Source organism: Variovorax sp. F042, from assembly GCF_057814215.1.
In genome coordinates this window covers 472328-496853 of sequence record NZ_JBVASX010000003.1, presented here as the reverse complement: position 1 = coordinate 496853, position 24526 = coordinate 472328, and the positions used below count along the sequence as shown (strand labels likewise).

The window sequence follows — 24526 nt, the reverse complement described above, 5'->3', positions numbered from 1 at the left end:
GGCTGCTGGCTGGATTACGGACGGGTCAGAACATGCCGTTCTTGTTCGCGGCGGTCTCGGGCACGGGCTGCACCACGTCCCAGTGCTCGACGATCTTGCCGTTCTCCAGCTTGAAGATGTCGACGATGGCGCTGCCGCGCGTGCCGGGCTCGCGTACCGCGTTCACATGCAGGATCACGTAGTCGCCGTCGACGAAGCTGCGCTTGATCTCGCTCTTCGAGTTCGGGAACTTCTCGCGCAGGAACCCGATGAACTTGCGAAAGCCCTCGGGGCCGTCGGCCGCCGTGGGGTTGTGCTGCACGTAGCGGTTGCCCACGTATTGCAGGGCCGCATCGGCATCCTTCTGGTTCAGGCCCTTCTCGTAGAAGGCGAGCACGGTCTGGCGGTTGGCTTCCTGCTGGGCGGTGGGGCCTTGCTTGCCGGCGCCCATGGGTGCACAGGCGGCGAGGAACAAGGTGGCTGTCGCGGCCATGGCCGCCAAAGTCATGCGTTGCATCAAGGGTGCTCCGGTGTGAAGGAAATCAGTAGCCGTTGGGCGAGGCCACGCCCGGTGCGGCCTTGTACTTTGCGAGCAGCTGCTTTGCCGCCGCCGCCAGCACGATGGTGTCCACGCCCACCGCCACGAACAGCGCGCCGGCCGCGAGCCATTTGCGCGCCTGCTCTTCGGTGGTCGACAGGATGCCCGGCGCCTTGCCGGCCTTGCGGATGCGTGCGATGGCGTCGGCGATCACGGCCTGCACCGCGGGGTGGTTGGGCTGGCCCACGAAGCCCATCGAGGCCGACAGGTCGGCCGGCCCGATGAACACGCCGTCCACGCCCGGCGTGGCCGCGATGGCGTCGAGGTTCTTCATCGCCTCCACCGTTTCGGCCTGCACCAGCAGGCAGGTCTGCGCGTTGGCTTCGTGCAGGTAGTTGGGGTAGGCTTGCCAGCGCGAGGCACGCGCCAGCGCGCTGCCCATGCCGCGGATGCCTTCGGGCGGGTAGCGCATGCCCTGCACCAGCCGCGCGGCCTGCTCGGCCGTGTCGACCATCGGCACCAGCAGCGTCTGCGCGCCGATGTCGAGGTACTGCTTGATCAGCGTGGTGTCGCCGACCGGAATGCGCACGATGGGGTGCGAGCGCTCCGACTCGGCCTGCGCAGACCACGCGCTGGAGATGCCCTGCAGTTGGGCGAGCACCGAGCGCACGTCGTTGGGCGCGTGCTCTCCGTCGACCAGCAGCCAGTCGTAGCCGGTGCCGGCCAGGATCTCGGCAACATAGCCGTCGGCCAGTCCGACCCAGAGGCCGATCTGGGGCTTGCCGGCCTGCAGGGCCTGCTTGAAGGTGTTGATGGGTGTTTGCATGGTGTCTTTCTTCTTTCAGACAAGGCGGAACGAGATGGCGCCGAGCGGGCCGTAGTCGGCGTGGAAGGTGTCGCCCGGCACGGCAGTGGTGGGCCGCGTGAACGAGCCGGCCAGCACCACTTCGCCGGCCTCCAGGCATTCTTCCCACGGCGCCAGCTTGTTCGCGAGCCACGCCACGCCGGTGGCCGGATGGTTGAGCACCGCCGCGGCCACGCCCGATTCCTCGATCACGCCGTTCTTGTAGAGCAGCGCGCTCACCCAGCGCAGGTCCACCGCATCGGGCTTCACCGGCCGGCCGCCCATCACGATGCCGGCATTGGCCGCGTTGTCGGAGATGGTGTCGAACACCTTGCGCGGCGCCTTGGTGTGGCGGTCGAACTGCTCGATGCGCGCGTCGATGATCTCGATGGCGGGCACCACGTAGTCGGTGGCGGCCAGCACGTCGAAGATGGTCACGTTCGGCCCCTGCAGCTTCTTGCCGAGGATGAAGGCCAGCTCCACCTCGATGCGCGGCGCGATGAAGCGCTTGAACGGGATGTCGCCGCCCTGCTCGAAGAACATGTCGTCGAGCAGCGTGCCGTAGTCGGGCTCGTCGATCTGGCTGGACTGCTGCATGGCGCGCGAGGTGAGGCCGATCTTGTGGCCGCGCGCGACGCGCCCTTCGGCGATTTTGTTCCTCACCCATTCGCGCGAGATGGCGTAGCCGTCCTCGATGGACATCTCTGGAAAGCGCTTGGAGAAGTGCTCGACCTGCACGCGCGACTTCTCGCTTTCGTGCAGCTCGGCGGCCAGTTGGGCGATGGTGGCTTGGGAGAGCATGGGCTGGCTTCGTTCAGGTCTTGTTGAACAGGGGATGCAGGTTGCTGTGCTTGCCGTCGTACACCTGCCCCGGGCTTTCGTCGATCTGCAGCGTGATGCCGATGTGGCGCTTCTCGAAGATCGGCGCGAAATGCGTGCGCACGTCGGCCAGAAGTTCGTCGCCGGCTTTCTTCTTCACCGCCTCCGAGCGCCCCGCGGCCATGCGGATGTTGAGGTAGACAAAGGCGTAGTCGGCCTTGCCGTCGGCCACCGCGTAGTGCGCGGCAGGGTAGGCCAGCACGCGCGTGCCGCCGATGGGGAACACCGGCTTGTCGGCCTCGTCGCGCTGCTTCAGCATGGTGTCGGCCAGCGTGCGGCACAGCGCCGACATGTCGGTCTCGGCTTCGATGTTCGGCGTGTAGAGGATCACGAGATGGGGCATGGGTACTCTCCGTTCATTCCACCGACATCGTCGCGGCCGTACACGTCACGGCAAAGATCGGGATGGCCTTCATGTGAAGAATCTCGCCCTTGCCGCGCGCGGCCGCGGCCACGCTGATGAAGGTGCGGATCTCGAAGCCGCCCTGGCCCGCTTCGCGGTAGGTGGCCTCGTCGCCGTAGTCGTCCTGCGAGAGCAGGCCCTCGCGGTCGTTGGCGCACCAGCGCTTCATGAACTCGGCGTCCCACGCGGCATTGACCTTGCCCGAATCGGGCGTGGCGGGCCAGTGCGAGATGCCGCCCGTTCCCACCAGCGCGATGCGCTCGGGCGCCTTGTCGCAGGCGCGGCGCAGCGCCTCGCCGAAAGCCCAGGCGCGGTGCAGCGGCGTGAGCGGCGGGCCCTGGCAGTTGATGTTGACGGGGATGACCTTGGTGTCGAACTCCGGCGTGAGGAAGTTCAGCGGCACCATGATGCCGTGGTCGAACTTCCACTCCTCCGCGTAGGCCACGTCCACCGTCTGCATCACCTCGCGGATCAGGCGCTGTGACAGCGCGGCATCGCCAGGGATCTTGTGCTTCTCGATGCCCAGCCACTTCGGGTCTTCGATCGGGCCCTCGTAGCTGTCGGCCATGCCGATCGCATAGGCCGGCATGTTGTTCATGAAGAAGTTCGCGAAGTGCTCGGCGGCGATCACGATCACCGCGTCGGGCCTGGTCGCGCGCATCGCCTCGCCGAAGCGGTGGAACTGTGCGTGGAACTCGTCCTTCACCGCCGGGTCGGCGAGATGCGCGCGGCCGGTGATGCCGGGGGCGTGGCTGCACACGCCTGCGAATACGAGACTCATACGCCTGCCACCTTCTCGTCGGTTCCGGTTGTCATGGCGTAGATGCCGGCGCGCACCGGGCCGTACTTGCGCACGCCTTCGCGCATGGCTTCGAGGTAGTCGGCCCATGGAATGCCGAGCAGCGGTGCGAAGTGCATCAGCAGCTGGCCATTGCAGCCGAGCACGTAGAGCTTGCCGATGTCGCCGGCGTCGATGGCCTCGCGCTCTTCATCGGTGAAGTCATAGGCGCCCAGCAGCGCCGCGCGCGTCTCGCCACCTTCGGCATAGCGCCGCTGCACTTCCTGCTCGCGATTCAGCGCGAACAGGAATTTCTGCATCGCATAGAGGCTCATCGTTCAGCCCTCCACCTGGATGTTGGCCTTGCGGATTACGTCGCCGTACTTCGCAATCTCGCTCTGTATGAAAGCCGCAAAGCGCTCCGGCGTGCCCGACAGCGACGCGATGCCTCCCTTGTGGAAGGCCTCCGTCACCACCGGCCCCGCCAGCGCGCGGTTCACTTCGGCGTTCATGCGCTGCACCACGGCGTCGGGCGTGCCGGCGGGCGCCAGCAAGCCGTTCCATGAATTGGACTCGATGGACACACCCTGTTCCGCCAGTGTGGGTATGGCCGGTGCGTACTGCGAGCGCTGCGCCGTCGCCATGCCAAGCGCGACGAGCCTGCCGTTCTGGATGTGGCTGCGGAACTCGGGCCAGTTGCCGAACATCATCGTCACCTGCCCGCCGAGCAGGTCGGTGAGCGCCGGGCCCTGGCCTTTGTAGGGCACGTGCACGATGTCCAGGCCCATCTGCAGCTTGAGCATTTCGCCCGACAGATGGGCCGAGGTGCCGTTGCCGAAGGAGGCAAAGCTCAGCGTGCCGGGCTTCGCCTTGGCTGCGTTGCGCAAGTCGGCGAGCGTCTTCAGGCTGCTGGCCGGATGCGTGGCGAGCACGTGCTCCGACATGCCCATGAGAGCGACGGGACGCAGGTCTTTCTGCGTGTCGTAGGGCAGCTTGCGGATCAGCGTCTGGTTGGCCGTGAAGCTGTTGGCCACGCAGACGAAGGTGTAGCCGTCGGGCGCGGCCTTGGCCGCAGCGTCGACGCCGATCACCGTGCCCGCGCCGGGCTTGTTGTCGACGATGACGGGTTGGCCCAGCGCCTTCGACAGCTCGACGCCGACGAGGCGCGCCACGAAGTCGGTGGTGCCGCCGGGCGTGAAGGGCACGATCACGCGGATCGGCTTGTTGGGCCATGTGCCCTGTGCACGCGCCAGCAAGGGCAGGGCCGCGAATGCGGCCGCGCCTTGCAGCAGCGTGCGGCGGCGTGTGCTCACGCCACGCCCCAGTGCGGAATGTGATGCGAGCCCAGCGACACCGCCACGTTCTTCGGCTCGCAGAACACCTCGTAGCTCCAGGTGCCGCCTTCACGTCCCGTGCCCGAGGCCTTGGTGCCGCCAAAGGGCTGGCGCAGGTCTCGCACGTTCTGGCTGTTGACGAAGCACATGCCGGCTTCCACGGCGGCAGCCACGCGGTGTGCCTTGCCGATGTTCTCCGTCCACACGTAGCTGCTCAGGCCGTACTGGATGTCGTTGGCGAGGCGGATGGCATCTGCCTCGTCCTTGAACGGAATCAGGCAGGCCACCGGGCCGAAGATTTCGTCCTGCGCGATCTTCATGCGGTTGTCGACGTCGGCGAACACGGTGGGCACCACGTAGTTGCCCTTCTTCACCCGATCGGGCAGGTTCGACGGCGCATCGAGCCCGCCGCACAGCAGCGTCGCGCCTTCCTTCGGGCCCAGCTCGATGTAGCTGCGCACCTTGGCCAGGTGAGCCTGCGAGATCATCGGGCCGACGATGGTCTTCTCGTCGAGCGGGTCGCCCACGGTGATGCGCTTGGCGCGCTCGGCGAACTTCGCCGCGAAGTCGGCGTAGATCGACTGCTGCACCAGGATGCGCGAGCCGGCCGTGCAGCGCTCGCCGTTGTTGCTGAAGATCATGAACACGGCCGCGTCGAGTGCGCGGTCGAGGTCGGCGTCGTCGAAGATCACGAAGGGGCTCTTGCCGCCCAGCTCCATGCTGAACTTCTTCAGGCCCGCGCTCTTCACGATGCGGTTGCCCGTGGCGGTGGAGCCTGTGAACGAAATGGCGCGCACGTCGGGGTGCGCCACCAGCGGTTCGCCCGCTTCCTTGCCATAGCCGTGCACCAGGTTCAGCACGCCGGGCGGAATGCCGGCTTCGAGCGCCAGCTCGCCCAGGCGCGCGGCCGTCAGCGGCGAGAGCTCGCTCATCTTCAGCACGGCCGTGTTGCCGAAGGCCAGGCAGGGCGCGACCTTCCACGTGGCCGTCATGAAGGGCACGTTCCACGGGCTGATGAGCGCGCACACGCCCACCGGATGGAACAGCGTGTAGTTCAGGTGCGTGGGCGTGGGGTAGGTGTGGCCGTCCACGCGCGTGCACATCTCGGCGAAGTAGTAGAAGTTGTCGGCCGCGCGTGGAATGAGCTGCTTGCCGGTCTGCGCGATCACCTGGCCACAGTCGTTGGTTTCGGTCTGCGCGATCTCGGGCACGTGCTTGGCGATCAGGTCGCCGAGCTTGCGGATCAGCTTCGCGCGCTCGGGCGCGGGCATGCCGGCCCACTTCGGAAAGGCTTCCCTGGCGGCGGCCACGGCCGCGTTCACTTCGGCTTCGCCGCCCGAGGCGACCTCGGCCAGCACTTCCTGCGTGGCGGGGTTGACGGTTTCGAAGTAGTCCGTGCCGGCCACGCTCTTGCCGGCGATCAGGTGATCGACTCTCATGCTTTTCCTTGAATGGTGTTCTGAAGCGCGCCGATGCGCTCGATCTCGGTGACGACGACGTCGCCCGGCTGGCAATCGACCACGCCGTCAGGCGTGCCGGTGAGGATCAGGTCGCCTGGCGACAGCGTCATGAAGCGGCTGAAGTACTCGATGAGGAAGGGTGCGTCGAAGATCATGTCGCGCGTGCTGCCTTGCTGCGTGACGGTGCCGTTGACGGTGGTGCGCAGCGCGAGCGCCATGGGGTCGGGCACGTCGGCGGCGTCGACGAACCACGGGCCCAGTGGCGTGCAGGTGTCGCGATTCTTCACGCGCAGGTTGGGGCGATACCAGTTCTCGAGGTAGTCGCGGATGGCGTAGTCGTTGGCTACCGTGTAGCCGCCGATGAAGTCGTAGGCATCGTCGCGCTTCACGTTCTTCGCGGTCTTGCCGACGACGATGGCGAGCTCGCACTCGTAGTGCATGAACTTCACGTCGGCCGGGCGGTGCGTGTGCTGGCGGTGGCCGATGAGCGTGCTCTGGCCCTTGACGAACACCAGCGGTTCTTCGGGGGCCTTGAATTCGAGTTCCTTCGCGTGGTCGGCGTAGTTGAGGCCGAGCGCGAGGATGGTGCGGGGGCGTGCAGTTGGTGCGAGCGGGGGCAGCCAGGTGAGCTGATCCTGCGGCACGATGCGGCCGTCGTCCAGGCGCACGGCAGCGTCTTGCTGGCCGTTGAATTCGTGGCTCGTGCCGGTGTGCTCGCGGCCTTCGAAGATGACGCGTGCGTGCTTCATGCAGCTTCCTTCACCAGCGTGTTGCTCAATGTCTCGAACCCCGGCGCGGAGATGTCGATGCGATCGCCGGCGCGGGCCAGCGGGCGGCCGGGACCGCAGCCGAGCATCAGCACGTCGCCGTGTGCGAGCGTCATGAAGTCGCCGACGTCGGCGAGCAACTGCTGCGCCGGCCGCACGAGCTGCGAAAAGTCGATGGACTGCTTCAAGTCGCCGTTGATGCGTACCTCGACGCGGAAGCTTGCCGGGTCGGCGACCTCCTGTGCGTCGCGCAGCACGGGGCCGATGCCCAGGAAGCCGTCGACGCACTTGAACTTCACCGGCGGCCGGAAGAAGCTCGCATGCGGTATCGACAGGTCGTTCATCAGCACGAAGCCTTCGACGTCGCCCTCTGCGCCGATCACCATGCCGATGCTCGCGCCGATTTCCACCTCGGGCACCGCAGCCGGCACGGCGATGTCGCTGCCGTGCGGGCTCCAGGTGTTGGCCGTCTTCACATAGAGCACGGGTGCCTTCGGCGGCGCCTTGTAGGGCGGCTGCGTCATCTGCGGCGCGAGCGCATCCACTTCGGCGCGGAAGTTCAGCAAGGTGCCGTACACCGTGCCTGTGGGCAGGAAATGGCTCATGGCGAGGGTTGCTCCAGTGCGATCAGTTCGTCGAGCAGCCCGTAGAGCTGCGTGAGCTTGGCCTTGCCTAGCGATTTCTCCATCCACTCGTAGTGCGATTCGATGCTGGTCGACAGCCGCTTCACGAGCTTCATGCCGTGTGGCGTGGCCTCGACCACGGTGCGGCGCTGGTCGGCCGGATCGCGGGCGCGGGTGATGAGGTTGTCGCGTTCCATGCGCGCGAGCACGCCGGTGAGGCTGGGGCCGAGGATGAAGGCTTCGCGCGCGACCCGGCCGGTGTCGACTGCGCCGTGCTCGCCCAGCACGCGCAGCACGCGCCATTGCTGGTCGGACAGCGCGTGCTCGCGCAGGCTGGGCCGGGTGTGGGCCATCACGGCTTCGCGGGCCTGCAGCAGCAGGCGCGGCAAATTGCGGTGCGTGAATGTCGTGCTCAAGGCTTGTCTCTTCCTAAATTACTTAACATGTTAAATGATTGGCCGTTTCTTTCCAAGGCACCGGGCATCAGGGTTTGTGCGGACACCTAAACTCAAAGGATGGCCAAGGACAAAACAACTTTCGTCTGCAGCGAATGCGGCGGCACCAGCCCCAAGTGGCTCGGCAAATGCCCGAGCTGCGGCGCCTGGAACACACTCATCGAGCAGGTCGCGGGCGCGGGCAACGGGCCAGCCAACAACCGTTTCGGCACGCAGTTCGCGTCACTCGCGGGCGCGTCGGAGCTCGCGACCCTTTCCGAAATCGAGGCGACCGACATCGCGCGCACGCCCACCGGCATCGACGAGCTCGATCGCGTGCTGGGCGGCGGCATCGTCTCGGGCGGCGTCACGCTGATCGGCGGCGACCCGGGCATCGGCAAATCGACGCTGCTGCTGCAGGCGGTCGATGCGTTGCAGCGCGCGGGGCAGAACGCGCTGTACGTGACGGGCGAGGAAAGCGGCTCGCAGGTGGCGCTGCGCTCCAGGCGGCTCGGCCTCGATCACTCGCAGGTGCAGGTGCTGGCCGAGATCCAGCTTGAAAAAATCATCGCCACGCTCGACGCCACGCGCCCGGCCATCGCGGTGATCGACTCGATTCAGACGGTTTATTCAGACCAGCTCACCTCGGCCCCCGGCTCGGTGGCGCAGGTGCGCGAATGCGCGGCGCACCTCACGCGCTTTGCCAAGACCAGCGGCACGGCCGTGGTGCTGGTGGGTCACGTCACGAAGGAGGGCGCTCTCGCGGGCCCGCGCGTGCTCGAACACATGGTCGACACGGTGCTGTACTTCGAAGGCGACACGCATTCGAGCTTTCGCCTCGTGCGCGCCATCAAGAACCGTTTTGGCGCAGTCAATGAGATCGGCGTGTTCGCCATGACCGAGCGCGGCCTGAAGGGCGTGACCAATCCGAGCGCGATCTTCCTGAGCCAGCACCCCGAGCCGGTGCCCGGCAGCGTGGTGCTGGTCACGCTCGAAGGCACGCGGCCGATGCTGGTGGAGATCCAGGCGCTGGTCGACAACGGCGGGCCCAGCCCGCGCCGCCTGTCGGTGGGCCTGGACCGCGACCGCCTCGCCATGCTGCTGGCCGTGTTGCACCGCCACGCGGGTGTGGCCTGCATGGACCAGGACGTGTTCGTCAACGCGGTGGGCGGCGTGCGCATCAGCGAACCCGCGGCCGACCTGGCCGTGATGCTCGCCATTACGTCAAGCCTGCGTGGCAAGCCGCTGCCCAAGGGCTTCATCGCTTTCGGCGAAGTGGGGCTGGCCGGCGAGGTGCGACCTGCGCCGCGTGGGCAGGAGCGTTTGCGCGAAGCGGCCAAGCTCGGTTTCAGCGTGGCCGTGGTGCCCAAGGCGAATGCGCCGCGCAAGGGCACGAAAGAGATCGAAGGTTTGACGATCCACGCCGTCGAACGCATCGAAGAGGCGATGGACGTGGTCCGCCGCCTCGATTGACCGTCGGGAAAAAAATGCCCGGCGCGCCTGTGACGCGCCGGGCTACCCTCCCTATCCCCCGATGTGTGTCGTGAACGCCGGTCCGCTGCTGGGTACGCATTGGCCGCTGCCCAACGTGGCCGGGTTCATCGTGTACTGGCATCCCGGGTCGCCGCCGCGGCTGCCGGTGGCGTTCGCCATGCCGGTGCCTTGCGAGCCTGCGACCCGGGTTGCCTCTCCCTGAAACTGTTCGCGGCCGTCCATGCTGCTGATCGCCGTGCCGACGAGGGTGAGACGAACGAAGGTGACGGAACGCGGGATGGTCATACGCTTTTCGGTGGCCCGGGCTTGCTGTGCCCGTGAAGCGAAATGTGCCGCGTGGCGCTCGCGTGCCATGCGCTTTTCGGGGTGAGTACCGTCCAGCGCGCCCAGGGGTAGTCAGGGCCGCTACTTCGGCGCCTGCCCCGGGGCGGCGACAATGCGCGCCATGGATTTCAAGAAACTTCTGGTGCCCGTGGGCGCCATCCTTCTCCTGGGGCTGGCCTGGCGCAGCGGCGGTTGGGGCGGTGTTGCCCTGGCCGGCGGCGCGATCGTGATGTTCTTGCTGCTGCACTTCAACCGCGCGATGCAAGTGCTCAAGCGCGCGGCCGAACGGCCGGTGGGCTATGTGGCCAGCGCCGTGATGCTCAATGCCAAGCTCAAGCCGGGCGTGACGCTGATGCACGTGATCGCGATGACGCGCGCCCTCGGCGAGCTGCGCTCGCCCAAGGACGAGCAGCCCGAGCACTACCGCTGGACCGATGGCGGCGGCTCGTATGTCGATACCGTGTTCAACGGCGGCAAGCTGCAGAGCTGGACGATGACGCGGCCCGAAACGGCGCCCGAAGACGACAGCACGCAGACCCCCGCGGCCTGATCAGCCCGCGCCCGCCTTGCGCCTTGGCTGCCGCCAAGGCGGATTCGCTTTCGCATGGTGGCGCGCCTCCTTCACGAATTCGGTGCACACGTGCGTCATGAGGTCGGCCGAGCGGTAGACCAGGAACACGTCGAAGTCCGGCAGCGCATCGGTGATCGACAGCTTTTCCAGCAGGCCGGGCTGCAGCCGCAGCGGCCCCGCGCCGTGGAAGACGAAATCCGACCACATGCTGATCAGGTCGGTCTGCGTGGCCAGCTGCAGGCCCAGCAGGTTCGAGGCGCTGTGCACCATGCGCCTGGGCATCTCCAGGCCGTGCAGGCGCATCGTGCTCACCAGCGGGCTGCCGGCGTCGTCGACTGGGTCGAGCACCAGCCAGTCGGCGTCGAGCAGCGGCTGCAGCTTGCGCACGCGCCGCAGCGGATGGCCGGCGCGCACCGACAAATGCATCGCCACTGAGAAAAGCGGCTCCCACTGGAGGGCGCTGGTGCCCGGCCCGTTGCAGGTGGAGACCAACCCCAGGTCGAGCCGGCCCTCGCGCAGGCCTTCGAAGATCTGCTGCGGCCGCAGCTCGAAGCCGCGCATCGCCACATTGGGAAAGCGCTGGCGGAACGAAGCCATCGCATCGGGCAGCGGCCCGCTCGATGCCACCGCGGTGAAGCCGATGTTGAGCTGCGCCTCGTCGTGCCCGCGGATCGCCTCGATGTCTTCGAGCGCATGCCGCAGTTCCTGCTCGACAAGGCTCGCGCGCTTGACCAGTGCCACGCCGTAGGGGGTGAGACTCACGCCGCGCGTGGAACGCGACATCAGCGTCACGCCGAGTTCGCGCTCCAGTTCCGAAATGGTCTTCGACAGCGCGGGCTGCGTGGTGTGCAGGCTGCGCGACGCCTCATGGATGCTGCCGTGCTGTGCCACCGCCAGCAGAACGCGCAACTGTTGCAGCTTCATCGTGGTGCCGATCTCCCGAAAAAAGGCGTCCTGAGGGTTGTCCCGATGGCTTCCGGCGCCTGTTTATGACGGGGATGCCGTTTGGTTATCAGCATGAAAATATGTGATTCTTTGCCGCAGCGCTTTGCCTGAATACTCCGCCGCCAGAGGCCGATCCGGCCCCCCGCAACCTGTTCGTGGAGTGACATTAGATGAGCGAAGCCGCATTGCCCGCAAGCCCGATCCGGGGCCCTTCACCAGCCGCCGCTACTGCCGTGCAAGGCAAGGGAAGGCAGAGCCAGTTCCGTTTGATCGCCGCCTGCTCGCTGGGCAATGCGCTGGAGATGTACGACTTCACCGTCTATAGCTTCTTCGCGCTGCTGATCGGCAAGCTGTTCTTCCCCTCCGACAGCCCGTACGGCTCGCTGCTGCTGGCCGTGGCCACCTTCGGCATCGGCTTCGTGATGCGGCCGCTGGGCGGCGTGATCATCGGCAACTACGCCGACCGCAAGGGCCGCAAGGCCGCGATGACGCTGACCATCGGCCTCATGGTGCTCGGCACGCTGTGCATCGCGTTCGCGCCCAGCTATGCGTCGGCCGGCGTGTTCGGCTCGCTGATGATCGTCGCGGGCCGGCTGCTGCAGGGCTTCTCGCTGGGCGGCGAGGTGGGCGCGGCCACGTCGATGCTGATGGAGGCCGGAGGCATCAAGGGCCGGGGCTTCCGCGTGAGCTGGCAGCTCGCGAGCCAGGGTGTGTCGGCGCTGCTGGGCGCGCTCACGGGCGCCGCGCTGTACGCCGCATTGCCGCAGGCGTCGCTCGAAAGCTGGGGCTGGCGCCTGCCGTTCCTGCTCGGCCTACTGATCGCGCCGGTGGGGCTCTACATTCGCGCGCACCTCGAGGAAACGCACACCGCCGAGAGCCATGAATCCAGCCCCGTCGGCCGGCTGCTGCGCAACCACGGCGGCACGGTGCTCAAGGGCATCCTCGCCACCACGGCGGGCACGGCGACGATGTACCTCGTGGTGTTCTTCATGCCCACCTACATGATCCGCGTGCTGCACATGCCGCCGTCGCTGTCGCTGCTGTCGGGCTGCGTCACGGGCATCACGCTGTTCGTGGTGTCGCTGGTGGCGGGGCGATTGGCCGACAGGCTGCCGAACCGCAAGCCGCTGGTGATCGGCTCGCTGCTGTTCAGCGTTGTCGCCGTCTACCCGGTGTTCTGGATCATCAGCCACTACCCGAGCGTGCCGCTGGTGCTGGCGCTGTCGGCGCTGCTGACCGCGAGCGTGAACATCGGCACCACGCCGATGTTCCTGATGCTGCTCGAGATGCTGCCGGCCGGCGTGCGCGCCAGCGGCATCTCGGTGATCTACAGCGTGGGCGTGACGGTGTTCGGCGGCTCCTCGCAGTTCATCGTCACCTGGCTGCTCGCGAAGACGGACAACCCGATGTCGCCGGCCTTCTACATGATGGTCTGCGGCGTGCTAAGCCTGTGCGCGCTGCTGAGCCTGCGCGAGCGCAAGGCCGATTGATCGAAGAACTTCACCGAGAGCGAACCCTTTCACATGACCCGCGAACTCAGCCCCCAGACCACGAAGCTCCTGTCGCGCCTGCTCCCCCAGGCCGACGTCGACACGCAGGCCTTCGTCGACATCCGTCGCCAGATCCATGCCAACCCGGAGCTAGGCTTCGAGGTGAGCGCGACCAGCGAACTCGTTGCCAGCCTGCTGCGCAGCTGGGGCTACGAGGTGCACACCGGCATCGGCAAGACCGGCATCGTGGCGCAGCTCAAGCTCGGCAGCGGCACGCGCCGCCTCGGCATCCGCGCCGACATGGACGCGCTGCCCATCATCGAGGCCACCGGCCTGCCGTATGCCAGCCGCAACCCCGGCCGCATGCATGCCTGCGGCCACGACGGCCACACGGCGATCCTGCTGGCCGCGGCCAAGGCGCTGGCGACGACGCGCAACTTCGACGGCACGCTGAACCTGATCTTCCAGCCTGATGAAGAAAACCTCTGCGGCGCGCGCGCGATGATCGCGGACGGCCTGTTCGAGCGCTTCCCCTGCGATGCGGTGTACGCGCTGCACAACGCGCCGGGCGTGCCGGTGGGCACCGTGCTGGCGGTCGAAGGCCCGGTCACATTGTCGTCCGACGTGGCCGACGTCACGATCAAGGGCGTGGGTGGACACGGTGCCATGCCGCACCGCGCGCGCGATCCCGTCGCGGCAGCTGCGGCGGTGGTGACAGCCCTGCAGACCGTGGTGGCGCGCAACGTGGCGCCTGACGACACGGCGGTGGTGTCGGTCGGCTTCATTCGCGGCGGCGCCACGCACAACGTGATTCCGCAGTCGGTGTCGCTGGGCCTGAACGTGCGCGCGGCACTGCCCGAGACGCGCGCGCTGGTCGAGCAGCGCATCCGCGAGATCGTGAGCCTCACCGCGCAGGCGCACGGCGTGGAGGCCGAGATCGACTACCGCCAGCTGGTGCCGCCGGTGGTCAACACCGCGGCCGAGACGCAGCTGATGGCAAAGGTATGCACCGAGCTGGTGGGCGAGGAGAACGTCATCACGAAAGTGCCCCGGGGCTTCGCGGGCAGCGAGGACTTCGCGTGGATGCTCGATGCGTTGCCGGGCTGCTATCTGCTGCTCGGCAACGGGGAGGGCGAGTTCGGGGGCTGCATGGTGCACAACCCCGGGTATGACTTCAACGACCAAGTGCTGCCGCTTGGAGCCGCATGCTGGGTGCGGCTGGCGCAGACCTACCTGGTCGCCTGAGCCATAGCGGCCTTAGAACGGCGCGTCTTCTTCCTCGGGCGCATCGGCAGGCACGGTCGTCGTGGGTGCGGCTGCCACAGCCGGTTTCTGCGCTTCGTCGGGCAATGCCGCCGAGAACGCCGCCTCGCCACCCAGAGCATCGAGCAGCGCCGGCACCAGCTGGCCCAGTTCGCCCGTGGCAATCGCCACGTCTGCGTCGAAGTTGTCTTCCTTCTTGCCGCCCGCGGCGCCGTCGCCCGTGCCTTCGAGGAAGGTGATCTTGCGGATCAGCATGCCGTGCGTCAGCTCGAAGGACACGCGGTCGTCCCACGTCAGCGCGAGCCGCGTCGGGCGCTTGCCGTCGGTGATGTGCTGCTTCACCTCGTCGATGTCCAGCGGGTGCTTGGCGTAGCGCACCACGGCCTTGGAGTCGTCGGAGGCCTTGAGCTCGCACTCGCGGTCGATGGTGAAGCCGGCCGGCGGCTCCTGCGTCAGCAGCCAGTTGGCCATGGCGGCTGCGGGCTCGATCTGCGTGTTGATGAGGGCCACGGCAAAGCCGTCGAGCGACTTCACGAGGCTGGTGACCACTTCGTCGGCGCGTGCGGCGTTGCCGCTGTTGATCACGAGGCGGTTCTCGGCCTTGTCGATCCACACCGCCACGCGCGCACTGCGCGTGAAGGCCATGGGCAGCAGCTCCAGGGTGATGTCTTCCTTGAGCTCCTTCTTTTCCTTCTTGCCGGGCTTGCGGCCGGTGGTGGCTTCGATCTGCGCGCAGCGCTCGTCGAGCTTGCGGCGCACCACGGAGCCGGGCACGGTCTTGCTCTCGATCATGTACTCGACCAGCCACTGGCCGTCGATGGATTCGACCAACGGGCCGTTGGCTTCGCCGCGGGGCTCGACCCAGCCGGCGGACTTTTCCTGCGAGGGGCCGCAAGGCTCGAAGCGCTGCTTGCCGAGCCCTTCTTCCGCCTCGGCCAGTGTTTGGGACCAGGCAGGTTCGATGCGATAGACGATGACGTTCTTGAATACGGACACGGAAACCCTTTTTCCACTGGTTTGCACAACCGGCCATTGTCGGGCACCCCGTTCCGGCCCCGGCCGTAAAATCGAAAGCTTTTGCGACTTCCCCCCGTCGCACCCCACCCCCACACCGCTTCCCAAACAAAGGAATCAGGAAATGAGCTCGATCCCCCCCTCGCTGGACGACCGTGACGGCAAGATCTGGATGGACGGCGAACTCGTGGACTGGCGCGACGCCAAGATCCACGTGCTGAGCCACACGCTGCACTACGGTTGCGGCGCCTTCGAGGGCGTGCGCGCCTACAAGACGGCGGACGGCGGCACGTCGATCTTCCGCCTGGCAGAGCACACCGAGCGCCTGTTCAACAGCGCCAAGATCCTGCGCATGAAGATCCCGTTCACGCCCGAGCAGCTCAACGAGGCCCAGAAACAGGTGGTTCGCGAGAACAAGCTCGAAAGCTGCTACCTGCGCCCGCTGATCTGGATCGGCTCCGAAAAGCTCGGCGTGAGCCCCAAGGGCAACAAGATCCACGCCATGGTCGCGGCCTGGTCCTGGGGCGCCTACCTGGGCGAAGAAGGCATGAAGCGCGGCATCCGCGTGAAAACCTCGAGCTACACCCGCCACCACGTCAACATCACGATGACGCAGGCCAAGACGGTGAGCAACTACACCAACTCGATCCTGGCCAACATGGAAGCGCTGGATGACGGTTACGACGAGGCGCTGCTGCTCGACGCGAGCGGCTTCGTGTCGGAAGGCGCGGGCGAGAACATCTTCGTGGTCAAGGGCGGCGTGGTGTACACGCCTGACCTTTCGGCCGGCGCGCTCAACGGCATCACCCGCAACACCATCCTGCACGTGTGCAAGGACCTGGGCCTGGAGCTGGTGCAAAAGCGCATCACGCGCGACGAGGTCTACATCGCCGACGAGGCCTTCTTCACCGGCACCGCTGCTGAAGTAACGCCCATCCGCGAACTCGACCGCGTCGAGATCGGCAACCGCGGCGACGGCGGTGCCCGTGGCCCGATCACCGAGAAAATCCAGTCTGCCTTCTTCGACATCGTGAACGGCAAGAACCCCAAGTACGCCCACTGGCTCACGAAAGTCTGAGAGAACCCATGTCCACCAATGCAGTCGTCGAACTCCTGGCCAAGGAGCTCAACCATCAGGGCGGCGTTTTCTGCCCCAGCCCCAAGGCCGACATGAAGCTCTGGAACAGCCACCCGAAGGTCTACCTCGACGTGGCGCGCACCGGCGAGGCCAAGTGCCCGTATTGCGGCACGGTGTACCGGCTGAAGGCCGGCGAGACGGTGTCGGCGCGGCACTGAGCCGAGCCGACGCAACCGCCCCTTTACTGCAGTTCAGGCAGCAGCCTGGGGGGCGGTTTCTTTCTTGCGCCAACGCGACGGCAGCAGGTCGCGCCACGGATCCGGGTCTTGCTTCTCCTGCGCCAGCCGCAGGTAGACCATCGCGATGAACAGCAGTGCCAGGCCGATCTGCGCGTCGCGCATGGCCGAATTCACGCTCGACGCAATCAGCGCGATCAACGTAGCTGCCAGCGCATAACGGCCCGCCATGTCGGGCCGTTTCCACGCCTGCCAGACGGCGGCGACCATGATGACCAGCAGGCTCAGCAAGGCCGGCAGCCCGCCCTGCGCGCCGACCCACAGGAAGTCGTTGTGCGGCATGTTCGAGTCGGCGAACAGCGCCGGGCCGCGCTTGTGCCACTGCTCGGTCCAGCCGCCGATGCCCCAGCCGGTGAGCGGCCGGTCGGCGATCATGAGGCCCGTGTCCTTGTACATGTAGTAGCGGATCACCCAGCTGCCCTTGAAGATGGCGCCGGCCTGCGCCTCTTCGATTTCCTGCACGCCGGTCTCGACCTTGTGCTGGAGCTGCGGCAACTGGTACAGCCCGGCACCCAGCACCACGGCCCCCAGCACCAGCGCGCTCACCAGCATCTTCAGGTGGTTGCGCCACTGGTGGATGCACACCACCGGAATCACCAGCAGCAGCGCGAGCACCGAGGTGCGCGAAGTCAGCGGCAGCGCCACCACCACGCCCAGCCCGAGCAGCAGCACGAAGGCCGGAATGGCACGCAGCGGCTTGTGCGCGGCGATCTGTGCAATGCCCCACACGGCGGCGGTGGACGCCACCACGCTGAACAGCAGGGCGTTGCTGATCGACTTGTTGCCCACCTCCATGACCACCGCGCGCAGCGGCGACCAGACCGGAAAGCCGACGGCGTAGTAGGCCACGATCAGCAGGATATTCAGCGCCGCGACCAGCAGGAAGCCGCGCAGCGCCCATATCGCTTCTTCGCGCGTGAGCGCCATCGCCATCAATATCGTGAGGCCGATGCGCACCCCGTGGAACAGGTTGGAGCCGGTTTCGGGGTAGTGCCGCCCGAAGGCCAGCACGAGGAAGGTCCAGGCCAGGTAGGCCACCACCGGCCACCACAGCGGGTTGGCGCGCAGCCGCGCGTAGCGCTCGCGCAAGCCGCCGGCCACCAGCATGGTGAGCAGCAGCAAGATGGCCGAAAGATAGGTGACGCCGACCGGCATGAACACCACCAGCCCCCAGAACATGGCCGCGGGCCGAACGATGTGCGATCTCTGCATAGGGGCGGGATTTTAGGTTGGCATCTGGGAGCCAACCTGACCACGGCCCCGTGCGGGCGAGGGTGGCGCGGTCAGTGCCCGCGCGCGGCTGCAGGCAGGCGGATCACAAAGCTCGCCCCACCGCCCGGGCGGTCTTCGCAGCGCACCGTGCCGCCGTGCCGTTCGGCGATCGACTTCACCAGCGCCAGCCCCAGGCCCACGCCGCCGTTGCGCTCGCTGGCGCCCGGCAGGCGGTAGAAGGGCTCGAAGATGCGTTCGCGCAGGGCCGTGGGCACGCCGGGGCCGCGGTCGTTGACGCGCACGGTGGCATAGCCGTTGGCGCTGCCCAGCTCCACCGCGATTTCGCCGGCGCCGTATCGGCGGGCGTTTTCCAGCAGGTTGCGGATCGCGCGGCGCAGCAGGCGCGACACGCCCGGCACGGTGAGCGTGGCGTTGTCGGTGCCTTCGGCCAGGTCGAGCTCGGCATTTACCTGCGAGCACTCTTCGGCCGCCAGGCCGGTCAGGTCCACGGCCTCGATGGTGCCCATGTCGGCCTCGCTGGCGTCGAGCCGGCTGGCCAGCAGGATTTCGTCGATGAGCTGGTCGAGTTCGCCGATGTTGCGCGAAATTTCCTCGCGAGCGGCCGGGCTCGGGCGCTCGCCCATCAGCTCCAGGCCCATGCGGATGCGTGTGAGCGGCGAACGCAGCTCGTGCGAGGCGTTGGCCAGCAGCGATTTGTGCGAACGCACCAGTTGCTCGATGCGTTCTGCCGACGCGTTGAATCGTTTTGAGAGATCAGCCACTTCGTCCTGCCCTTCTTCGGTCACCCGCACCGAGAGATCGCCCTCGCCCCATCGCTGCACGCCGCGCTGCAGGGATTCCAGCCGCTGCGTGATGCGCCGCACGATCGGGTACACGCCCAATGCCACCGCCACGCCCACCAGCGCGATCATCCAGCCCAGCCCGAAGGGCGTGCGCCACGGCGCGAAGCCGCCGGAGCCGGTGGGCCGCTCGCGTGGCGCCACGCGCAGCGTGATGGCCTTGCCGTCGCTGAGCGTCACGTCGAACTCCAGGCCCTGGCCCGGTACGCGCAGGGCGGTGCCCGCGCCGATCGGCTTGTCCTGTGCGTCCAGCACGACCACGTTGCGCGGCACCGGCGCCAGGCGTTCGCGCTCGGCCTCCGCCGCTTCGCGCACGATCCAGTTGGCCATCAGCGTGAGGATGACGACGCCGCCCACCACCGCGAGCCAGATGCGGACGTAGAGGTGGCGTGAGTAGAGGCTGCGCAGCATCGGCAGCCGCTCAGTCTTGCTGTTTCGCGAACACGTAGCCCACGCCGCGCACCGTGAGGATGCGCTTGGGGTTCTTCGCGTCGACTTCTATCGCCGCGCGGATGCGGCCCATGTGCACGTCGATGGAACGGTCGAAGGCTTCGAGTTCGCGGCCGCGCACGGCCTCCATGATCTGGTCGCGCGTGAGCACGCGGCCCGCGCGCTCGGCCATCGCCACCAGCAGGTCGAACTGGTAGGAGGTCAGGTCGGCCAGCGCTCCGGCCACAGACACGGTGCGTGCATTGCGGTCGATTTCCAGCGTGCCGAAGCGCATCACCGTGGAGGCTTCGGCCTCGGTGGCGTTCTCGCTGCGGCGGCGCAGCACGGCGCGGATGCGCGCCAGCAGCTCGCGCGGCTCGAAGGGCTTGGGCAGGTAGTCGTCGGCGCCGATTTCGAGGCCGATGATGCGGTCCATCGGGTCGCCCTTGGCCGTCAGCATCAGCACCGACACCTTCGACAGCGGCCCGGGCAGCGCGCGGATGCGGCGGCAGACTTCGAGCCCGTCGGTGTCGGGCAGCATCAGGTCGAGGATCACCAGGTCGGGCGCGTGCTGCTGCAGTTGCTCGAGCCCGGCGGCGCCGTCGCCGGCATGGTTGAACGCGAAGCCCGACTGCGTCAGGTATTCGCCCACCATCTGCGCCAGGCGGGCGTCGTCTTCGATCATCAGGAGTTGGGGGGTGCTCATGCGCTTCATGGTCGTCCACAGGGAGCAAGCAGGCTTGAACGCTCCGTAAAGTTGGGTAAACCTCGAACATCCCTGTCAACCGGCGATGCTGCGAAAAGCATAGCGCCGGGGGCAGGGGGCACGGTACTCAGCCCCGGCTGTGCGGCCTCAGCTGCAGCCGCAGCGACAGCGTGGGAGACAGCGGCAGGTCGATGGGGGCCGAACCGTTGTCATTGTCGATGTGCGCCAGCGATTCGAACAGCGGCAACGCCTGCGCCATGGGGTTGATTTCGGCGAGCGACTTCGCGGCCTCCGAGCGCGGCGGAGTGGCGTTGTCGTTGGGCTCGCTGCCGGCCAGCGACCATTCCAGTGCCGCCACGGTCCGTTCGGTCGGTTCGCTGGCGATCACCAGCGCCAGCGCCAGCAGGCCGCGGCTGTCGGTGACGGAGGTCAGCGCACCCACCGTGGGCGCGTCGTAGCCCACCAGCAGCACCGGCTCCTGGTCGCAGGCGCATTGCACCGCAGCTTCGAGCAGGCCCGAGGCAAAGCTGTGCTCGTAGGCCGAAACCGCGTTGCTGGCCGCCATGCAGCCGGTGCCGATGGTCCAGTAGCCCACGGCCGCGTTGTGCACCGAGTTGTGGAACTTGGTGGGCGACAGCATCTTCGGGTCGCCTGCGAGCGTGCTGCACATGTAGTCGTTGATCGACAGGTCGCCGTGCGCCGACGTGAACACGCAGGGCACGTCGGCAGCGTTGCGGCCCGAGCCGGCCAGGGCGGCGGCTGCCACTTCGAGCGCCAGCGCCACGGTGTCGGGCGCGCGGCGGCGTTCGGCCGGTGCCAGCACCTGTGGCGACGGGCGCTTGGCGGGCGGGTCGGCCAGCGTGCCTTCGCCGCGGAAAGCGGCGCGCGCGGCCTCCCAGCCGGGCAGCGTGGGCGTCCAGAAGGCGGGGCCTTCGATGTAGAGGGTCGGGGGCGTGGGGGCTTGGTTCATGTCGCTCATGCCGCCTTGCCGAACACCAGCGAGCAGTTGTTGCCGCCGAAGCCGAATGAATTGGTCAGCGCATAGCGCACCTCGCCGCGCGCCGGTTCGAGCCTGATCTGCGGGCCGAAGCCTTCGTCCAGCGTGTGGGTGTTGACGGTGCCCGGCATCACGCCGCGCTCGATGGCCAGCAGGCTGATGACGGCCTCGACGATGCCCGCCGCGCCCAGCGTGTGACCCATGAAGCCCTTGGTCGAGCTGGCGTGCGTGCGCGCCGGGAAGCGGCGCGCCACCAGCGCGCCCTCGACCTCGTCGTTCTTCTGGCTCGCGGTGCCGTGCATGTTGATGTAGTCGATGGCCTCGGGCGCGAGGCCGGCGCGCGCCAGAGCCTCGTCGAGCGCGCGTTCGGCGCCCAGGCCCTCGGGGTGCGGCGTCGACATGTGGTGCGCGTCGCTGGCCTCGCCGTAGCCCAGCAGGTGCAGCGGCGCGGCATCGGCGCCGGTCTGCACGCGCTCGACCAGCGCGAAGCCCGCGGCCTCGCCGAGGCTGATGCCCTTGCGGGTGGCGTCGAAGGGCCGGCACGGCTCGCTCGACACCAGTTCGAGCGAGTTGAAGCCGAACAGCACGCTGCCGCACAGCGTGTCGGCCCCACCGACCACGGCCGCGTCGGCCAGGCCCAGGCGGATCAGCCGCTCGGCCGAGGCGAACACCTTGGCGCTCGACGAGCAGGCGGTGGAAATGGTCTCGCTCGGGCCGCTGATGCCCAGCACCTGCTGCGTGAACATGGCCAGCGAATGCGGCGTGTGCACTGCGGCGCGGCGCTGGTTGGGTGGGAACATGCCCTGTTCGTCGAGCTGGGTGTAGGCCAGCTCGGTCTCGCCGATGCTGGCGGTGGAGGTGCCCAGGATCAGCGCGATGCGTGAGGCCCCGTACTTCTCGCGCGCGGCGGCCACGGCCTCGATGAAGCCGTCGGCATGCAGGCCCAGCCAGGCGAGCCGGTTGTTGCGGCAGTCCCAATGGGCGAGCGATTCGGGCAGGCGGATCTCCTCGAGCCCGTCGACGCGGCCGATCCAGGTGGGCAGAGGGGCGTCGCCGAAGTCATTGGCGCGCAGTCCGCTGCGCGACTGCGCGAGCGCGTCGGCCAGCACGTCCTTGCCGACACCGACGGCGGAGGTCGCCGTGTAGGCGCTGATTTGGAGAGGAGAAATTCGGGACGGCACGATCTTGTAGGGGCTTGCTGGCAGGCTCGCGGACGATGGGCGCGCAGGAAGAGGGCGCGAGGGGGAAAGGAGAATGAAAGAAACGAATGTATACCGGCACAGCCTACCAGTTGCGCGGCGCGCGCAGCGTCGGCTGTTTCCTATAGGGCCCAGGCCCTATTGACGGTCGGCGGGCCTTGTGATGGCCGTCATCCGCGAGGCCAGCGCCACCAGCACCAGCACCGGCACGCCCAAGAGCGCGGTGGCGACGAAGAAGGTGCTGTAGCCGTAGGCGTCGACGAAGACGCCCGAATAGCCGGCGATGAACTTCGGCAGCAGCAGCATCAGCGAGCTGAACAGGGCGTACTGCGTGGCCGAATAACTGATGTTCGTGAGGCTCGACAGGTAGGCGATGAAGGCCGCCGAGGCGATGCCGCCGGCCAGGTTGTCGGCCGAGACCACGGCGATCAGCGCCGTCAGGTCGTGCCCGCGCGAGGCCAGCCAGGCAAACAGCAGGTTGCTGGCCGCGCTGAGCACCGCGCCCAGCATCAGCACCCGCATCACGCCCAGGCGCATCGACAGCACGCCGCCGACGAAGGCACCCACCAGCGTCATGATCACGCCGTAGATCTTGCTGACCGAGGCCACCTCGTCCTTGGTGAAGCCCATGTCCACGTAGAAGGGGTTGGCCATGATGCCCATCACCACGTCGCTGATGCGGTAGATGGCGATCAGCGAAAGGATCAGCACCGCCTGCCATTTGTAGCGGCGGATGAAGTCGGCGAAGGGCTCTACCAGCACGCTCTGCAGCCATTCGGCGGCATTCTTCGCCTTGGGCAGCACGCGCGGCACCGGTTCGGGCGACAGCAGCACCGTGATCACGCCCACCGCCATCGAGGCCGCCATCACCAGGTAAGCCGTCTTCCACGCCCCGTTCTGGTAGGCCGCCGCGCCCGTGACCGCAGCGGCTGGTGCCACCTCGGCCCAGGCCGCGACCCACAGCACGCCCGCGCCGGCCCAGATCATCGCGAGCCGGTAGCCGGTCTGGTAGGCGGCCGCCAGCGCGGCCTGCTTGCGCGTTTCGGCCGATTCGATGCGGAAGGCGTCGAGGGCGATGTCTTGGGTGGCCGAGCCGAAGGCCACCAGCAGCGCGCACCAGATCAGCGGCGTGAGGCCCAGCCGGGGGTCGTTCAACGCCATGCCGATCAGCCCGGCGATCACCACGCACTGCGCCAGCAGCAGCCAGCCGCGTCGGCGCCCGAGCAGCGTGGTCAGCGCCGGCAGGGGTAGCCGGTCGACCAGCGGCGCCCAGACCCACTTGAAGCCGTAGGCCAGGCCGACCCAGCTCAGGTAGCCGATGGTGGTGCGGTCGATGCCCGCTTCGCGCAGTCGGAAACTCAGCGTGCCGAGCACCAGCAGCAGCGGCAGCCCGGCGGAGAACCCCAGCGCCAGCATGCGCAGGGTGGCGGGTTCCAGGTAGACCTTCAGCGCGTCGCGCCAGGGCGGTGAGGGGGTGGTGGGGGTTTCTGCGGGCGAGGCGGACATGAACCCCGGATTGTCCATGAGTGGCGGGGGACATCGACCAGGCCCTTTGTCTTCATTTGTTCCTATGATCCGCCTCCTATGTGCACACGCTGCGATCGCCCTGTTTCCGCCATCTCTGCCGCTTCTGGGTGGAATCCCCGGCGGGCCTTTCTCCTGGCCGCCGCCGGCGCGGCCCTCAGTGCGCCGGCGCTGGCGCAGGTCGATGTCGGCAACGCCTCGGTGGCGCGCAACCTCGTGCCGGCCGACAGGATCGAGGCTGCCGGCGTACAGCAATACGGCCAGTTGCTCGAACAGGCGCGCTCCAAGAATGCGCTCGCGGGCGACAGCAACCCGCAACTGCAGCGCCTGCGCGCCATCGCCAAGCGCCTCATTCCCTTCGCCACGCCGTGGAACTCGCGCGCCCGCGACTGGAAGTGGGAGGTCAACCTGATCGGCAGCAAGCAGATCAACGCCTTCTGCATGCCCGGCGGCAAGATCGCCTTCTTCACCGGCATCCTCGAACAGCTCAAGCTCACCGACGACGAGGTCGCGATGGTCATGGGCCACGAAATGGCCCACGCGCTGCGCGAGCATGCGCGCGCCCGCATGGCCAAGAGCGCGGGCACGGGCGCGGCGCTCTCCATCGGTGCGCAACTGCTCGGCTGGGGGCAGGTGGGCGACCTGGCGGCACGCGCCGGCACGCAACTCCTCACGCTCAAGTTCAGCCGCAGTGACGAGACCGAGGCCGATCTCGTGGGGCTCGAACTCGCGGCTCGCGCGGGCTATGACCCGAAGGCTTCGGTGTCGCTGTGGACGAAGATGGCTGCGGCGTCGAAGAACCAGGGCAGCCTGAACTTTCTCTCGACGCACCCGAGTGGGCCGGATCGCATCACGAAGCTCGAAGCGAACCTGCCGAAGGTCGAGCAGCTCTACCGCGACGCGAAGAAGAGCTGACCTGCATGACGCTCTTTCCCCTTGGGGAGAGGGCGGCGGTCTCTAGATAAGAGCCGCGCCTCATCGTCTGCACCTGCCCTCACCCCAAGCCTCTCCCCGAGGGGAGGGGGAGCCGATCCCGACACGTTTCCGATCCGCGCCACACCGCGTTTCCGCTGGCACGCCGCTTG

The 24526-nt window shown here is 67.5% G+C and carries 27 protein-coding genes; 7 read left to right on the top strand and 20 right to left on the bottom strand.

The annotated features are described in order from the left end of the window. Positions 1-25: 25 nt before the first annotated feature. From ACZYSP_RS15120 to hpaR, 11 genes are read right to left on the bottom strand one after another with little or no spacing between them, the layout of a single operon-like run. The gene (locus tag ACZYSP_RS15120) at positions 26-496 is read right to left on the bottom strand and encodes a nuclear transport factor 2 family protein (RefSeq protein WP_093175579.1); all 471 of its coding nucleotides are present in this window, start codon (positions 494-496) and stop codon (positions 26-28) included. Positions 497-521: 25 nt separating this feature from the next. Continuing rightward, positions 522-1343 carry a 4-hydroxy-2-oxoheptanedioate aldolase gene (gene hpaI, locus ACZYSP_RS15115; protein WP_489014963.1) on the bottom strand — a complete coding sequence of 274 codons (822 nt, stop codon included), beginning with the start codon at positions 1341-1343 and terminating at the stop codon, positions 522-524. Positions 1344-1358: 15 nt separating this feature from the next. Beyond that, the gene (gene hpaH / locus ACZYSP_RS15110; protein WP_489014961.1) at positions 1359-2162 is read right to left on the bottom strand and encodes a 2-oxo-hept-4-ene-1,7-dioate hydratase; all 804 of its coding nucleotides are present in this window, start codon (positions 2160-2162) and stop codon (positions 1359-1361) included. A gap of 13 nt (positions 2163-2175) precedes the next feature. Continuing rightward, complete coding sequence (locus ACZYSP_RS15105; protein WP_489014959.1) at positions 2176-2583, bottom strand: 5-carboxymethyl-2-hydroxymuconate Delta-isomerase; 408 nt, start codon at positions 2581-2583, stop codon at positions 2176-2178. A gap of 13 nt (positions 2584-2596) precedes the next feature. Then, complete coding sequence (locus tag ACZYSP_RS15100) at positions 2597-3424, bottom strand: DODA-type extradiol aromatic ring-opening family dioxygenase (RefSeq protein ID WP_489014957.1); 828 nt, start codon at positions 3422-3424, stop codon at positions 2597-2599. Continuing rightward, positions 3421-3756, bottom strand: coding sequence for an aromatic ring-opening dioxygenase subunit LigA (locus tag ACZYSP_RS15095; RefSeq protein WP_489014955.1), 336 nt, complete (start codon positions 3754-3756; stop codon positions 3421-3423). The genes ACZYSP_RS15100 and ACZYSP_RS15095 overlap by 4 nt, the downstream gene beginning before the upstream one ends. 3 nt (positions 3757-3759) lie before the next feature. Beyond that, positions 3760-4734, bottom strand: a complete 975-nt coding sequence (locus ACZYSP_RS15090) for a tripartite tricarboxylate transporter substrate binding protein (protein WP_489014953.1) — start codon at positions 4732-4734, stop codon at positions 3760-3762. Continuing rightward, positions 4731-6194, bottom strand: coding sequence for a 5-carboxymethyl-2-hydroxymuconate semialdehyde dehydrogenase (gene hpaE, locus ACZYSP_RS15085; RefSeq protein WP_489014951.1), 1464 nt, complete (start codon positions 6192-6194; stop codon positions 4731-4733). Before hpaE ends, ACZYSP_RS15090 begins: the two co-directional genes overlap by 4 nt. Further along, entirely contained in the window at positions 6191-6964 is a 774-nt protein-coding gene (locus tag ACZYSP_RS15080; RefSeq protein ID WP_093053335.1) for a fumarylacetoacetate hydrolase family protein, read from the bottom strand. Before ACZYSP_RS15080 ends, hpaE begins: the two co-directional genes overlap by 4 nt. After that, complete coding sequence (locus ACZYSP_RS15075) at positions 6961-7587, bottom strand: fumarylacetoacetate hydrolase family protein (protein WP_489014948.1); 627 nt, start codon at positions 7585-7587, stop codon at positions 6961-6963. The genes ACZYSP_RS15080 and ACZYSP_RS15075 overlap by 4 nt, the downstream gene beginning before the upstream one ends. Continuing rightward, entirely contained in the window at positions 7584-8021 is a 438-nt protein-coding gene (hpaR, locus tag ACZYSP_RS15070; protein ID WP_093053341.1) for a homoprotocatechuate degradation operon regulator HpaR, read from the bottom strand. Before hpaR ends, ACZYSP_RS15075 begins: the two co-directional genes overlap by 4 nt. A gap of 99 nt (positions 8022-8120) precedes the next feature. On the opposite strand from hpaR, the gene radA reads away from it, so the two are divergent. Then, positions 8121-9512 (top strand): DNA repair protein RadA, encoded by a 1392-nt coding sequence (radA, locus tag ACZYSP_RS15065; protein ID WP_093053344.1) that lies wholly within the window; start codon positions 8121-8123, stop codon positions 9510-9512. A 51-nt stretch (positions 9513-9563) separates the two neighbouring features. On the opposite strand, the gene ACZYSP_RS15060 is transcribed toward radA, so the two are convergent. Continuing rightward, entirely contained in the window at positions 9564-9887 is a 324-nt protein-coding gene (locus tag ACZYSP_RS15060; RefSeq protein ID WP_426391098.1) for a hypothetical protein, read from the bottom strand. A gap of 82 nt (positions 9888-9969) precedes the next feature. On the opposite strand from ACZYSP_RS15060, the gene ACZYSP_RS15055 reads away from it, so the two are divergent. Continuing rightward, positions 9970-10407 carry a glycerate kinase gene (locus ACZYSP_RS15055; RefSeq protein ID WP_093053349.1) on the top strand — a complete coding sequence of 146 codons (438 nt, stop codon included), beginning with the start codon at positions 9970-9972 and terminating at the stop codon, positions 10405-10407. Here ACZYSP_RS15055 and ACZYSP_RS15050 read toward each other — a convergent pair whose 3' ends face one another. Next, positions 10408-11352 carry a LysR family transcriptional regulator gene (locus tag ACZYSP_RS15050; RefSeq protein ID WP_097197377.1) on the bottom strand — a complete coding sequence of 315 codons (945 nt, stop codon included), beginning with the start codon at positions 11350-11352 and terminating at the stop codon, positions 10408-10410. A gap of 191 nt (positions 11353-11543) precedes the next feature. Between ACZYSP_RS15050 and ACZYSP_RS15045 the strand changes: the two genes are divergently transcribed. Together ACZYSP_RS15045 and ACZYSP_RS15040 are read left to right on the top strand one after the other, a co-directional pair. Continuing rightward, positions 11544-12863, top strand: coding sequence for an MFS transporter (locus ACZYSP_RS15045; protein WP_440533158.1), 1320 nt, complete (start codon positions 11544-11546; stop codon positions 12861-12863). A gap of 33 nt (positions 12864-12896) precedes the next feature. Further along, positions 12897-14108, top strand: a complete 1212-nt coding sequence (locus tag ACZYSP_RS15040) for a M20 aminoacylase family protein (RefSeq protein ID WP_489014943.1) — start codon at positions 12897-12899, stop codon at positions 14106-14108. A gap of 12 nt (positions 14109-14120) precedes the next feature. Here ACZYSP_RS15040 and ACZYSP_RS15035 read toward each other — a convergent pair whose 3' ends face one another. Next, positions 14121-15122: a recombination-associated protein RdgC gene (locus tag ACZYSP_RS15035; protein WP_093053361.1), complete on the bottom strand. Its 1002-nt coding sequence runs from the start codon at positions 15120-15122 to the stop codon at positions 14121-14123. A 142-nt stretch (positions 15123-15264) separates the two neighbouring features. Here ACZYSP_RS15035 and ACZYSP_RS15030 point away from each other — a divergent pair, with 142 nt between their 5' ends. Both ACZYSP_RS15030 and ACZYSP_RS15025 read left to right on the top strand, forming a co-directional pair. Then, positions 15265-16218, top strand: a complete 954-nt coding sequence (locus tag ACZYSP_RS15030) for a branched-chain amino acid transaminase (RefSeq protein ID WP_093053364.1) — start codon at positions 15265-15267, stop codon at positions 16216-16218. 8 nt (positions 16219-16226) lie between these two features. Further along, complete coding sequence (locus ACZYSP_RS15025; RefSeq protein WP_081270012.1) at positions 16227-16436, top strand: zinc-finger domain-containing protein; 210 nt, start codon at positions 16227-16229, stop codon at positions 16434-16436. Positions 16437-16469: 33 nt separating this feature from the next. On the opposite strand, the gene ACZYSP_RS15020 is transcribed toward ACZYSP_RS15025, so the two are convergent. From ACZYSP_RS15020 to ACZYSP_RS14995, 6 genes are all read right to left on the bottom strand, one after another. Continuing rightward, positions 16470-17726, bottom strand: a complete 1257-nt coding sequence (locus tag ACZYSP_RS15020) for an O-antigen ligase family protein (protein WP_093076723.1) — start codon at positions 17724-17726, stop codon at positions 16470-16472. Between the two features lie 71 nt (positions 17727-17797). Next, entirely contained in the window at positions 17798-18997 is a 1200-nt protein-coding gene (locus ACZYSP_RS15015) for an ATP-binding protein (RefSeq protein ID WP_258351788.1), read from the bottom strand. Between the two features lie 10 nt (positions 18998-19007). Further along, complete coding sequence (locus ACZYSP_RS15010; RefSeq protein WP_093053372.1) at positions 19008-19730, bottom strand: response regulator transcription factor; 723 nt, start codon at positions 19728-19730, stop codon at positions 19008-19010. A 118-nt stretch (positions 19731-19848) separates the two neighbouring features. Beyond that, complete coding sequence (locus ACZYSP_RS15005) at positions 19849-20691, bottom strand: beta-ketoacyl synthase chain length factor (RefSeq protein WP_489014938.1); 843 nt, start codon at positions 20689-20691, stop codon at positions 19849-19851. A gap of 5 nt (positions 20692-20696) precedes the next feature. Further along, the gene (locus ACZYSP_RS15000; RefSeq protein ID WP_093053378.1) at positions 20697-21899 is read right to left on the bottom strand and encodes a beta-ketoacyl-[acyl-carrier-protein] synthase family protein; all 1203 of its coding nucleotides are present in this window, start codon (positions 21897-21899) and stop codon (positions 20697-20699) included. Positions 21900-22055: 156 nt separating this feature from the next. Continuing rightward, positions 22056-23441: an AmpG family muropeptide MFS transporter gene (locus tag ACZYSP_RS14995; protein WP_489014935.1), complete on the bottom strand. Its 1386-nt coding sequence runs from the start codon at positions 23439-23441 to the stop codon at positions 22056-22058. Between the two features lie 60 nt (positions 23442-23501). Between ACZYSP_RS14995 and ACZYSP_RS14990 the strand changes: the two genes are divergently transcribed. Next, the gene (locus ACZYSP_RS14990; RefSeq protein ID WP_489014933.1) at positions 23502-24356 is read left to right on the top strand and encodes a M48 family metallopeptidase; all 855 of its coding nucleotides are present in this window, start codon (positions 23502-23504) and stop codon (positions 24354-24356) included. The last annotated feature ends 170 nt before the right edge of the window (positions 24357-24526 follow it).

What these genes read in the sequence shown, in the direction of transcription:
- hpaE (WP_489014951.1), bottom strand. Translation starts at nt 6,194, where the DNA reads ATGAGAGTCGATCACCTGATCGCCGGCAAGAGCGTGGCCGGCACGGAC.
- hpaI (WP_489014963.1), bottom strand. Translation starts at nt 1,343, where the DNA reads ATGCAAACACCCATCAACACCTTCAAGCAGGCCCTGCAGGCCGGCAAG.
- ACZYSP_RS15050 (WP_097197377.1), bottom strand. Translation starts at nt 11,352, where the DNA reads ATGAAGCTGCAACAGTTGCGCGTTCTGCTGGCGGTGGCACAGCACGGC.
- ACZYSP_RS14990 (WP_489014933.1), top strand. Translation starts at nt 23,502, where the DNA reads ATGTGCACACGCTGCGATCGCCCTGTTTCCGCCATCTCTGCCGCTTCT.
- ACZYSP_RS15005 (WP_489014938.1), bottom strand. Translation starts at nt 20,691, where the DNA reads ATGAACCAAGCCCCCACGCCCCCGACCCTCTACATCGAAGGCCCCGCC.
- ACZYSP_RS15095 (WP_489014955.1), bottom strand. Translation starts at nt 3,756, where the DNA reads ATGAGCCTCTATGCGATGCAGAAATTCCTGTTCGCGCTGAATCGCGAG.
- ACZYSP_RS15025 (WP_081270012.1), top strand. Translation starts at nt 16,227, where the DNA reads ATGTCCACCAATGCAGTCGTCGAACTCCTGGCCAAGGAGCTCAACCAT.
- ACZYSP_RS15055 (WP_093053349.1), top strand. Translation starts at nt 9,970, where the DNA reads ATGCGCGCCATGGATTTCAAGAAACTTCTGGTGCCCGTGGGCGCCATC.
- ACZYSP_RS15045 (WP_440533158.1), top strand. Translation starts at nt 11,544, where the DNA reads ATGAGCGAAGCCGCATTGCCCGCAAGCCCGATCCGGGGCCCTTCACCA.
- ACZYSP_RS15100 (WP_489014957.1), bottom strand. Translation starts at nt 3,424, where the DNA reads ATGAGTCTCGTATTCGCAGGCGTGTGCAGCCACGCCCCCGGCATCACC.
- ACZYSP_RS15120 (WP_093175579.1), bottom strand. Translation starts at nt 496, where the DNA reads ATGCAACGCATGACTTTGGCGGCCATGGCCGCGACAGCCACCTTGTTC.
- ACZYSP_RS15010 (WP_093053372.1), bottom strand. Translation starts at nt 19,730, where the DNA reads ATGAAGCGCATGAGCACCCCCCAACTCCTGATGATCGAAGACGACGCC.
- ACZYSP_RS15015 (WP_258351788.1), bottom strand. Translation starts at nt 18,997, where the DNA reads ATGCTGCGCAGCCTCTACTCACGCCACCTCTACGTCCGCATCTGGCTC.
- ACZYSP_RS15030 (WP_093053364.1), top strand. Translation starts at nt 15,265, where the DNA reads ATGAGCTCGATCCCCCCCTCGCTGGACGACCGTGACGGCAAGATCTGG.
- radA (WP_093053344.1), top strand. Translation starts at nt 8,121, where the DNA reads ATGGCCAAGGACAAAACAACTTTCGTCTGCAGCGAATGCGGCGGCACC.
- hpaH (WP_489014961.1), bottom strand. Translation starts at nt 2,162, where the DNA reads ATGCTCTCCCAAGCCACCATCGCCCAACTGGCCGCCGAGCTGCACGAA.
- ACZYSP_RS15040 (WP_489014943.1), top strand. Translation starts at nt 12,897, where the DNA reads ATGACCCGCGAACTCAGCCCCCAGACCACGAAGCTCCTGTCGCGCCTG.
- ACZYSP_RS14995 (WP_489014935.1), bottom strand. Translation starts at nt 23,441, where the DNA reads ATGGACAATCCGGGGTTCATGTCCGCCTCGCCCGCAGAAACCCCCACC.
- ACZYSP_RS15080 (WP_093053335.1), bottom strand. Translation starts at nt 6,964, where the DNA reads ATGAAGCACGCACGCGTCATCTTCGAAGGCCGCGAGCACACCGGCACG.
- ACZYSP_RS15075 (WP_489014948.1), bottom strand. Translation starts at nt 7,587, where the DNA reads ATGAGCCATTTCCTGCCCACAGGCACGGTGTACGGCACCTTGCTGAAC.
- ACZYSP_RS15020 (WP_093076723.1), bottom strand. Translation starts at nt 17,726, where the DNA reads ATGCAGAGATCGCACATCGTTCGGCCCGCGGCCATGTTCTGGGGGCTG.
- ACZYSP_RS15060 (WP_426391098.1), bottom strand. Translation starts at nt 9,887, where the DNA reads ATGGCACGCGAGCGCCACGCGGCACATTTCGCTTCACGGGCACAGCAA.
- ACZYSP_RS15105 (WP_489014959.1), bottom strand. Translation starts at nt 2,583, where the DNA reads ATGCCCCATCTCGTGATCCTCTACACGCCGAACATCGAAGCCGAGACC.